Below are 10,653 nucleotides of genomic sequence, written 5' to 3'. Positions count from 1 at the left end.
CGTCGGTCATTGCTCCGCCCCCGAGGCACCGCCGGCATCGGCCGGGGCGGCAAGCGACTGCTTGACGACGCCATCCTCATCGATCGTCGCTTCCACCGGCGTCACGCTGGCGCCCGCGGAAATCTTCTGGAAGCCGTCGACGATCAGGCGCTCGCCCTCCTTCAACCCTTCCGTAACGATCCAGCTATTGCCGCTCGTGCCTTCGGTCGAAAGCGTCCGCTGCTCCACCTTGCTGTCGGCGGAAACGACGTAGGCGATGGGCTCGCCCGTGCCGCTGCGCTGGACGGCGCGCTGCGGCACCAGGAAGGCGTTCGGCATTACGCCGAGATCGACGGAGGCGCGCACGAACATGCCCGGCAGCAAGATGCGGTCGGGATTCGGAAAACTTGCCCTGAGGGTGAAGGTGCCGGTGCTCTCGCTGACATTCACCGTCGCCAGCGAGATCGTACCGGCCTGCTCGTAGTCCGCACCGTTTTCGAGCGTCAGCCTGACGCTCGGCGCTCCCTCGCCTTCGCGGCCGAGGCGTCCCGCTTCGACATCCTGCCGGATCCTCAAGAGGTTGGCGCTGGTATCGACGAGGTCGACGTTGACGGGGTCGATCTGGCGGATCGTCGCCAGCGCATCGGTCTGGTTCTGCGTGACGAGCGAGCCTACGCTGACGCTGGCCGTGCCGATGATGCCCGATATGGGCGCCTTGATCGTCGTGTTGTCGAGATCGATGCGCGCCGTCTGCAGGCTCGCCCTGGCCGATTCCACGTCGGCCTTCGCCTGGAGCAGCGCCGCCCTCGCCTCGTCCAGCGACTGCTGGCTCACCGCGTTCTGCGTTTGCAGCCGCTCGTTCCGGTCGAAGGCCGCCTGCGCGGACTGCTCGGTCGCCTCGGCGCGCGACAGCGCGGCGGCCGCTGCCGCATAGGCCGCGCCGAACTTCGCATCGCGCACCTTGAAGAGGATGTCGCCGGCCTTGACCTGCCGCCCCTCGCGAAAATCGATGCTCTCGATGATGCCGTCGATCTGCGGACGGATTTCCGCCGTGGCATGCGCCACCACACGGCCGGAAAGCTGCGCATGGCGCGGCACGGACTGCGCCTTCAGCACCACGAACCCCACCTCGACGGGAGGCGCACCGCCGCCGGGCGGAGCGGCTTCTCCGCCCTGATCCGAGCAAGACGTCAGAAGGAGACCAGCGGCCACAAGGCCGATCCGCAGGGTTTTTGCGCGCATCAGGCACCTTTTCCCGGTAGCGGCAGCTTGTTCCGCACGCACGCCACATTTACAAAACTCATTGGTACCAATAATATCCCTGTATCGACATTGTCAATGGCTCCGCCTCTTCCGGAAATCGCCATGCCCCAGGCACCTGCCCCAGCCCTTCCGGCCAAGCACAAAAAACGCGGCCGCCCGAAACGCATAACGCCTGCCGAACGGAGGGCGAAGATCGTCGAGGCGACGCGCAAGCTGTTCCTGGCTCGTGGCTACGGCGGGACGACGATGAGCGAGGTTGCCGCCCGCTGCCATATCTCCAAGCGCACGCTTTACGAACTCTTCCCGTCCAAGACCGATCTGCTCGGCGCGATCATCGAGCAGCACCGCACCAGCATGCTGGCGCTTCCCGGCGACTATGCGGGCCTGAGCCTTTCCGAGGCCCTCGAACGCATCTTCCGGATCGATATCGGCGCGGAGGAAGATGACGAGCGGGCAGCCTTCCTCAATCTCACGATCGTCGAAGCCGCGCGCTATCCCGAGGTTGGCGCGATGATGAAACGGCTCGGCGGCCAGCGGGCCCACGCGCTGCTTGCCGAATGGATGGAGGAGGAAAAGCAGGCCGGCCGCCTCTTCGTCGACGACACGACGAGCGCCGCGACCATCCTCATGGACATGATGTTCGGCGCCGTCGTCACGAAATCGGGCACGGGCGCCGAGTGGCCGGGCCTCGACGCGCGCAAGGACTACATGCGGCGTTGCATCCGCATCTTCGTCCACGGCACCGGCAAGCCACCGGCGCCCGAACGCTGATCAGACGTGAATTCCCCGTGTACCCAAGGAATAGTCGTGCACCGCTGCCGATGCCGCCGGCGGACTGCACCGACCACGCGTTTTCTACCATAGCGAGAGTGGATGGGAGTCGGATAAAAGGGATCGAGCCAGCAAGGTGGTCATAGGATAATTTTCTACTATTTCTATGGAAAAAGAACGACCTGTCTTTCTCCACACCACTCCGCTCCCTACGCTTCCCCCACGGCTCGGCAAGGCAGCAGGACGCTTCCTCGGGCTCGAGTGTTTCACCTGGGCTCAAACAGCAGGAAGCGACCATGTCCAACGAACTCCCCAAAGCCCGCAGTGCCACCGGAATTGGCGCGGCATTTCTCCTGACGCTCGCACTTGCCGTCGGGCTTCCGGCACCCGTCAAGGCCGACGACCGTCAGACGGTGACGATCACCGACGAGCTCGGCCGCCAGGTGACGCTGCCGATTCCGGTGAAGGCGGTCTATCCGGACCTCTGGTACCAGACCGAGATCGTCCGGGCGATCGGCGCCGGCAAGACGATCGTCGCGGTCGACCAGACCGCCGACCCACGCAAGAACGAGGCGAACAAGGACTATTTCGCGGAATTCGGCGACCTGCCGGACGCTGGCCACTTTGACGGTCCGAACTGGGAGACGATTGCGACTTCAGGCGCTGAAGTGTTCTTTGCCCGCCGCAATTCGCCCTGGCAGGATGCAGAGGAAAAGCTGAAGCCGTTCGGTATCCAGGTCGTCGTCGTCAGCACCTGGGACCCGAAGGTGCTGCGCGCGCAACTGCCCAATGTCGGCAAGATCTTCGGCGCAGCAAAGGGCGCGGCCGACCTCGCGCAGCTCTACGACGACATCGAGACGGTGCTGACCGAGAAGCTGAAGGGTGTCGAGCCCAAGACGGTCTATTTCGAAAACAACGCCGACTTCGTGACGTCCCTGCCCGGCTCCGGCTGGCATGACACGATCGTTCTCGGCGGCGGCAGGAACATCTTCGGCGACATCAAGATCGCGAACACGGGCAGCGCGTCGGTCCATACCTATACGGTCGACCCCGTCGAAATCATCAACCGCAACCCCGACGTGATCATCCATAACGGCGTCGACGGCCTCGCATCCGGCTACGAGCCCTGGGACCAGAAACTCCTGGCCGAGCAGTCCGAACGCATCGCCGGCCGCGCCGGCTGGAACGCCGTCAAGGCGATCCAGGACAAGAATGTCTTCGTCTTCAGCAACTTCTTCTTCTCCTCGCTCGGCAAGCAGATCGGCGCGCTCGCTGTCGCCAAATGGCTCCATCCGGATCGCTTCGCCGATGTCGATGTCGATGCCTACTTCGCCCGCTGGCTGGAAGCGCAGGGCGTGAAGCCGCGGCCGGTCTCGGACTACGTCCACAAGCTCGGCAGCTAACCCCCTTCCCACAAGCATCGCACAATCGACGAGGACAAGCCGTGAGCTCCATACAGACCGATCCCTATCTTCCCCGCGCTCCCCAGGGCGCCGGGAAGACGCGGCGCCCGCGTGACCGCTATGCGTTCCAGAACGCCGCCATCGCGGTCGGCCTTGTCGCCGTGCTTGTGGCCGCCATCATCGGTATCCAGATCGGCACGTCGGGGGCCACGCTCGGCGACGTCCTGCAGACGTTCTGGGCGAAGATCGCAGGCACCGTACCGGAAGACCGTGCGACGCTGCAGATCCAGACCGTCATCTGGGAGCTGCGCGTGCCGCGCATCACGCTCGCCATCCTCGGCGGCGCAGCGCTTGCGCTCGCCGGCACGCTCTTCCAGGGCCTGCTGCGCAATCCGCTCGTCAGCCCCTATACGCTCGGCATCGCGCCGGCGGCGGCCTTCGGCGCGTCGCTCGCCATCGTCGTCTTCGGCGCGACGGCGGGCAGCGCGGCGCTTTCCCTCGTCGTCGGAGCCCTGCTGTTCTCCTTCCTCAACACCGCGCTGGTGCTGACGCTCGCCTCCACGCGCAACCTCAATCCCACGTCGCTGATCCTGGTCGGTATTGCCCTGTCGCAGCTCTTCGGCGCGCTCACGGCCTGCATCCAGTATTTCGCCGAGGACGAAATCCTCGCGGCCATCGTCCGCTGGACCTGGGGCTCGGTCAACAACTCCGCCTGGTATCAGGTGCTGGTGCTGCTGGCCCTGCTCGGCTTCTCGTTTCCCTACATCCGCTACCGCAGCGGCGCGCTGAACGCCATCGCCTTTGCCGGCGACGATTCCGCCAAGAGCCTCGGCGTGGCCGTCTCGCGGGTGAGGCTGGAAACCATCGCGATCGCCGCCACGCTGACCGCCGTCACGATCGCCTTCACCGGCATCATCGGCTTCGTCGGCCTGGTCGCGCCGCATATCGCGCGGCTCGTCGTCGGTGCCAACCACCGCTTCCTCACGACCTTCTCGGCCATCATCGGCGCGCTGCTGCTCGTCGTTTCCGATGCCGTCGGCCGGCTCGTCATTTCGCCGGGCGTCATTCCGGTCGGCATCATCGATGCCTTGGTCGGCGCACCCATCTTCCTCTACCTCATCCTCACTCGGCAAAAGGCGATCGAATGACCCTCAACATTGACTCCCTCGTCGTGGGCTATGGAAAGAGACAGGTCGTCAAAGGCGCGACCCTTCAGGTCAGGAAAGGCGAACTGGTGGGGCTGCTCGGCTCCAACGGCTCCGGCAAGTCCACGCTGATCAAGACGATCGCCGGCATCAACCGCCATACGAGCGGTTCGATCACCTGGGACGGCGGCACGGACCTTGCGGCGCTGCCCCGTCGGGAACTGGCGAAGATCGTGGCCTATGTTCCGCAATCCATCGGCCTGTCCTTTGCGCTCGACATCAAGGAAGCGGTGCTGCTCGGGCGCACGCCCTATTTCGGCACCCGCCCGCGGGACGAGGACTGGGACCATGTGGAAGCGGCGATGCGGCTGCTCGGCCTCGACGAACTCGGCGACCGCGCGGTGACCGAACTCTCCGGCGGCCAAGGCCAGCGCGTGCTGATCGCCCGGGCGCTGGCGCAGGATCCGGACATCCTTCTCCTCGACGAGCCGACCAGCGCGCTCGACATCCGCTACCAGTGGCAGACGCTGGGCGTCGCGCGCGAGGTCACCCGCAAGAACAATGTCGCCGGCGTCATCGCCATCCACGATCTGAACCAGGCGGCCCGGTTCACCGACCGCGTCGTGTTCCTGCACGACGGCGAGGTCATCGCCGACGGCCCGCCGGCCGACGTCTATTCGCCGGAGCTCATCAAGCGGGTCTACGGCGTCGATGTCGAACTTTCCGCCTACAAGGGTTTCGTGCAGGTCCATCCGCTCTCCGAGCACGCGGACCATCACCGGCCGACGCCCTTCGCACCGGCCTACTCGCCGCCGCCCGTCGAAGGCAGGCTGGAACTCCAGGCCTGACAACCGGCACCATTTCAAAGGACGACCACGATGACGAACAAATGGGGAGGCCGGCGGAGCGAGCGCGGCCAGGGACTGGTACTGGGCCTGCTCCTCGGCGGCACCGGCCAGACGAAGAAGCCCGGAACAGAGGGGGCGACCGACAATCTGCTCGATATCGATGCCTATATCGAGCAGGCCCAGCAGGCCGAGCGCGGCAAGATCCACACGATCTTCCTGGCCGATGCGCTCGCCACTAGCGACACGGCGCCGAAGCCGGGACTGGAGCCGGTCACGCTGCTCAGCGCGCTTGCCGCGCGCACATCGCGGATCGGCCTCATCGGCTCGATTTCCACCTCTTTTACCGAACCTTACAATCTCGCTCGCCAGGTCCTCTCGCTCGACCACATTTCCGGAGGACGCGCGGGCTGGAACCTCGTCACCTCCTCGGCGGGGGAGAAGAATTTCGGCAAGGCCCTGCCCGCCCATGACGACCGGTATGCCATCGCGGAAGAGTTTGCCGGCGTCGTCCAGGCGCTCTGGGAAAGCTGGGAGCCCGACGCCGTCACCTATGACGACCGTGGGCGCCAGCGGGTCGATCCCAGGAAGGTCCACCGGATCGACTGGAGCAGCCGGCACTTCTCCGTGCAGGGGCCGCTCAACGTCTCGCGCAGCCCCCAGGACAAGCCCATCCTCGCGCAGGCGGGCTCCTCCACGGAAGGCCGGCAGCTCGGCGCGCGCATCGCCGACGTCATCTTCACGACCGGCCTCACCGAAACCGAGCCGTCCATCGAGATCTACAGGGATTTCAAGCAGCGCGCCTCGGCCTTCGGCCGCTCGCCCGATGCCGTCAAGATCCTGCCCGGCGTCGCGCCCGTCATCGGCTCGACGGATGAGGAAGCCAGGCGCTTCTGGCGCGACGTCATCGACGACATCGATTTCGAGGAAGGCCGCAAGTCGCTTGCCAGCCAGTTCGGCGGCATTGATTTCGAAGGTCTCGATCTCGACGCGCCGATCCCCCTCGCCGAGCTGCCGCAGACGGCAAACATCCAAGGACGGCGCTCGCGTTTCGGCGTCTTCCGCGATCTCATCGAGAGCGGCAAGGTGCGCACCGTGCGCGACCTCATCATCTACCATTCCAGCGGCGCGGGACATTGGTTCCCGATCGGCTCCGTCGAAAACATCGCCGATCAGCTTCAGGACCGGTACGAACGGGGCGCGACCGACGGCTTCAACTTCCTGGCCTTCACGCTGAAATACGAGCTCGGCCTCAGCGCGCTGACGGAGCACCTCATTCCCGAACTGCAGCGCCGCGGCATCTTCCACCACGACTACCAGCACGAGACCCTGCGGCAGAACCTCGGGATCTGAGCCCGTCCATCATGACGGAGAGGAGACAAACATGACGCGATACATCATCATCGGCGCTGGCGCCGTCGGCGCGAGCCTTGCCGCGCAGTTCGAACTGTCCGGCGTGACGTATGCGCTTGTCGGCAGAGGGGCGCAGATCCGCCACATCATCGAACACGGCCTCACCTATCGGCGGCCATCGGGCACGCGCCGGATCAGGCTCAATGCCTTCGATACCGCGAACCCGCCGGCCGTGCGCCAAGGCGATATCCTGCTCCTCACCGTGAAGACGCAGGACGCGGCGGAGGCCGTGGGCGACTGGGCCTGGCGTCCGGCCGAGGACACCGACGGCGGGACGGCGTCCGGGCTGCCGATCGTGACCTTCCAGAACGGCCTTGCGGCGGAATCCATCGCGCTCCGAAATTTCGCCAACGTCTATGGCGCCAGCATTCTCACCCCTGCCCGCTTCACCGAGACGGGCACGGTGGTTGTGGGCGGCCATCCGCAGGTCGCGGCCGTCACGGTCGGCCGATATCCGCATGGCGCGGACGATACCGCGGCCCGGATCGTCGCCGACCTGGCACGGTCCGACTATATCGCCGAGACCTCGACGGACATCCGCCGCTGGAAGACGGCCAAATTGCTCCATAACGTGCGCAACGTGCTGGAGCTGTTCGATGGACCGGACAAGGAGCGCGCCGCGATCTCCGACGCCCTCGTGGAGGAAGCGCGCACGGCGCTCACGGCCGCCCGCTACAACCCGGCCTCCCCCTCCGAACGCACGATCAGCATCGCCCAATGGGGAACGGCGGCAAACAGCGGCATCGAACCGGGCCAGCAATCGACCTGGCAGAGCTTCAAGCGCGGCGCATCGAGCGAAGTCGACTACCTCAATGGCGAGATCGTCCTTCTCGGGCGTCTCTCCGGCACCCCGACGCCCTACAACGAAGCTACCCAGCAACTCGCCGGCCTTGCCGCCCGCCAGTCCGGCTTCGAACGGCTGCTGCCGCTGGAAAGGCTTCGAACGCTTGCCGGAAACCTCGGCGCGTCAGGCGTCAACGCGCCGCATGCCGCCTGACGGCGGCAGCGGCAACAGCCATCACACGCGGACACAGCCGATGAGAATACCGCTATCAGACCAGATCCTGGCCGTCGCCGGCGCGCTCTTCTACACCGAGGGCATCCGTGCCGTCGGCATCGACCGGATCGTCGACGAGGCGAAGATCGCCAAGGCGACGCTCTACAGGCATTTTCCTTCCAAGGATCATCTGGTTGCGGCCTATCTCAGCCAGCGGCATGAGCGCGTGCTCCGGTCGCTGCTCGACGTCACGACCACCGCCCTGCCGCCGCGGGACCAGATCGCCCTCATCTTCGAGCGGCTGTTCGAGAAGGCGGACAGTCCCGAATTTCGCGGCTGCGCCTTTGCGCTTGCGGTTGCCGAACACGGCGATTCCGAGCGTGTGGTCACCGTCGCGCGCCGGCACAAGAGCGCCGTGCGCGACATCTTCAGGACCATCATCGCACGCGCCGAGGTGCCGGCGGACCAGCCCGCCACGCATCTTTCCCTGCTCTACGAAAGGGCGCTCGCCACGGTCGCCGTCGGCCGCGACCCGCAAGCCGTCCTCGTTGCGCGCGACTGCGCGCTTGCCGTCTTCGACCTTGCCCTCGGCAACATCCACCATGTGAGAGAAACAACGCAATGACCCGCACCATCGACTACTTCTTCGGCATCGGTTCACCCTGGGCCTATATCGGCCTTGATCCGTTTCTCGATCTCGCGCGCCGCTTCGGTGCGGAGGTCCGGCCCTATCTCATCCCGCTCATCACGGAAAACGGCGGCATCTATTCGCGCGACCGGCCCGACGCGCGCCGCGCCTACTGGCTGAAGGACCTGCAGCGCTGGGCGGCGCTGCGCGGCAAGGTCGTCGATTTTTCGAACCGGGCCAACCTTTCCGATCCGACGCCGGCGGGCTTCCTGATCCTCGCGGCCCAGCTCGAAGGCGCGGACTGGATCGGCCTGACACGGGCGTTGCAGGCCCCGTACTGGAGCCGCAAGGCCGATATCGGCGACATCGCGGTGCGCCGGCCGATCGTCGAGGCCGCCGGCTTCGATGCGGACGCCCTGGAGGCCCGCGCGGCACAGGACGATGTCGCCGCCCTCTGGCGATCGAACCGGGAAGTCGCGAAGGAGGCGGGCGTCTTCGGCCTGCCGACCTTCCGTTATGAAGGCGAGCTCTACTGGGGCCAGGACAGCCTGCCCTTCCTGGAACGCCATCTCGAAGGCGAGCGGCTCATCGCCTGAGCGAGCTGCATCCTGGATGCCCACGCGGAGACAAGACATGCCCGTTCCCCTTCCCGGCCCCCTCGTCACGACGTCACGGCCTGCCGCCGAGGACTTCGCTGCCGCCGGCTTTGCCGGACTGGTCGGCGAAGCATGAGCGAACTGCCCCAAGATCTCGTCGCACAGCTAACGGCACGATTCGCCGGCCGCTTCACCACGAATGCCTCGGTGGTGGAGCAGCACGGCCGTGGCGAATCCCACCATGCCGCCGCCCTTCCGGACGGTGTCGTCTTCGCCGAAAGCACGGAGGAGATCGCCGAAGTCGTGAGGCTCTGTGCGAAACACCGCGTTCCCGTCATTCCCTATGGCGCGGGCACATCGCTGGAGGGGCACCTCGCGGCCGTCAAGGGCGGCATCTCGCTCGACCTTTCGCGCATGACCGGGATCCTGCGCATCGGCCAGGAGGATCTCGACTGCACCGTCGAGGCCGGCGTCACCCGCGAGCAGCTGAACACGTGGCTGCGCGACAAGGGCCTGTTCTTCCCCATCGATCCCGGCGCGAATGCCTCGATCGGCGGCATGGTCTCCACCCGCGCTTCAGGCACCAATGCCGTGCGCTACGGCACGATGCGCGAGAACGTATTGTCGCTGAAGGTGGTGCTGCCGAACGGCGAGATCATCCAGACGGGCGGCCGCGCGCGCAAATCGTCCGCCGGTTACGACCTGACGCGGCTCTTCATCGGTGCCGAGGGGACGCTCGGCATCGTCACGGAGGTCACGCTGCGGCTCTACGGCATTCCTGAACACACCGCTGCCGCGCTCTGCTCCTTCCCGAGCGTCGAGCAGGCCATCAACACGGCCATCGCCGTTGTCCAGCTTGGCATTCCCGTCGCACGCATGGAGTTCATGGATCGTGGGCTGATCGCCGCGGTGAACGCCTATTCGGGCCTCTCCCTGAAGCTGGAGGATACGCTTGCCTTTGAATTCCACGGCCCCGTGGGCGCTGTCGAAGAGCAGGTCGCGCTCGTCGCGTCGCTGGTGCAGGACAATGGCGGCAAAGACTTCGAGTGGGCGACGTCGCCCGAAGAGCGCAGCCGGCTGTGGAAAGCCCGTCACAGCGCCTTCTACGCCGTCGTTTCGCAACGGCCGAATGCCAGGGGCTGGTCGTCCGATGTCTGCGTCCCGGTCTCGGAGCTTACCGGCTGCGTCCTTTATACCCGCGAACTGCTCGAGGGCTTTCCCGTCCCGGCCGCCATCCTCGGCCATGTCGGCGACGGCAATTACCACGTCGTCTTCGCCGTCGACCCAATGAGCGAAAGCGAGCTGGCCGCCGTCGCCGCCATCAACAAGAAGATGGTCGAAAAAGCGCTTTCGGTCGGCGGCACATCGACGGGCGAGCACGGAGTCGGAACCGGAAAGATCGCCTATCTCAGGCAGGAGCACGGCAACGCCGTCGACCTCATGGCCGTCATCAAGAACGCGCTCGATCCGCTCGGCATCATGAACCCCGGGAAGATTCTACCAACACCATAAAGGCAGTCATCCTGAATGCCGGAAATGCACCATAAAACATGGAACGGAAGGATATTGGAACGACCTGTCTTTCTCTTCATCGATGGATGGCCTAGAACTCC

10 protein-coding genes are annotated in these 10,653 nt (G+C 65.7%); 9 read left to right on the top strand and 1 reads right to left on the bottom strand.

The annotated features are described in order from the left end of the window. Window positions 1-6: 6 nt before the first annotated feature. On the bottom strand, window positions 7-1,221 hold the full coding sequence (locus ACIIOY_RS05795) for an efflux RND transporter periplasmic adaptor subunit (RefSeq protein ID WP_411033686.1): 1,215 nt from the start codon (window positions 1,219-1,221) through the stop codon (window positions 7-9). A 123-nt stretch (window positions 1,222-1,344) separates the two neighbouring features. Between ACIIOY_RS05795 and ACIIOY_RS05790 the strand changes: the two genes are divergently transcribed. From ACIIOY_RS05790 to ACIIOY_RS05750, 9 genes are all read left to right on the top strand, one after another. Next, entirely contained in the window at window positions 1,345-2,013 is a 669-nt protein-coding gene (locus ACIIOY_RS05790) for a TetR/AcrR family transcriptional regulator (RefSeq protein ID WP_411033685.1), read from the top strand. A gap of 296 nt (window positions 2,014-2,309) precedes the next feature. Continuing rightward, a complete protein-coding gene (locus ACIIOY_RS05785) occupies window positions 2,310-3,416 on the top strand; it encodes an ABC transporter substrate-binding protein (RefSeq protein ID WP_411033684.1) in 1,107 nt (368 codons plus the stop codon). 41 nt (window positions 3,417-3,457) lie between these two features. Beyond that, window positions 3,458-4,564 (top strand): FecCD family ABC transporter permease, encoded by a 1,107-nt coding sequence (locus ACIIOY_RS05780; protein WP_411033683.1) that lies wholly within the window; start codon window positions 3,458-3,460, stop codon window positions 4,562-4,564. After that, on the top strand, window positions 4,561-5,409 hold the full coding sequence (locus ACIIOY_RS05775) for an ABC transporter ATP-binding protein (RefSeq protein WP_411033682.1): 849 nt from the start codon (window positions 4,561-4,563) through the stop codon (window positions 5,407-5,409). Before ACIIOY_RS05780 ends, ACIIOY_RS05775 begins: the two co-directional genes overlap by 4 nt. 30 nt (window positions 5,410-5,439) lie before the next feature. After that, the gene (locus ACIIOY_RS05770; RefSeq protein ID WP_411033681.1) at window positions 5,440-6,759 is read left to right on the top strand and encodes an NtaA/DmoA family FMN-dependent monooxygenase; all 1,320 of its coding nucleotides are present in this window, start codon (window positions 5,440-5,442) and stop codon (window positions 6,757-6,759) included. A 31-nt stretch (window positions 6,760-6,790) separates the two neighbouring features. Then, window positions 6,791-7,816: a ketopantoate reductase family protein gene (locus ACIIOY_RS05765; protein WP_411033680.1), complete on the top strand. Its 1,026-nt coding sequence runs from the start codon at window positions 6,791-6,793 to the stop codon at window positions 7,814-7,816. Between the two features lie 40 nt (window positions 7,817-7,856). Continuing rightward, the gene (locus ACIIOY_RS05760) at window positions 7,857-8,441 is read left to right on the top strand and encodes a TetR/AcrR family transcriptional regulator (RefSeq protein WP_411033679.1); all 585 of its coding nucleotides are present in this window, start codon (window positions 7,857-7,859) and stop codon (window positions 8,439-8,441) included. Further along, the gene (locus tag ACIIOY_RS05755) at window positions 8,438-9,040 is read left to right on the top strand and encodes a 2-hydroxychromene-2-carboxylate isomerase (protein ID WP_411033678.1); all 603 of its coding nucleotides are present in this window, start codon (window positions 8,438-8,440) and stop codon (window positions 9,038-9,040) included. Before ACIIOY_RS05760 ends, ACIIOY_RS05755 begins: the two co-directional genes overlap by 4 nt. Before the next feature lie 132 nt (window positions 9,041-9,172). Further along, the gene (locus ACIIOY_RS05750; RefSeq protein ID WP_411033677.1) at window positions 9,173-10,552 is read left to right on the top strand and encodes an FAD-binding oxidoreductase; all 1,380 of its coding nucleotides are present in this window, start codon (window positions 9,173-9,175) and stop codon (window positions 10,550-10,552) included. Window positions 10,553-10,653: the final 101 nt, after the last annotated feature.

It is taken from the genome of Shinella agrisoli (assembly GCF_046557955.1).
GTDB lineage: Bacteria > Pseudomonadota > Alphaproteobacteria > Rhizobiales > Rhizobiaceae > Shinella.
This window is presented reverse-complemented; position numbering and strand designations above follow the sequence as displayed.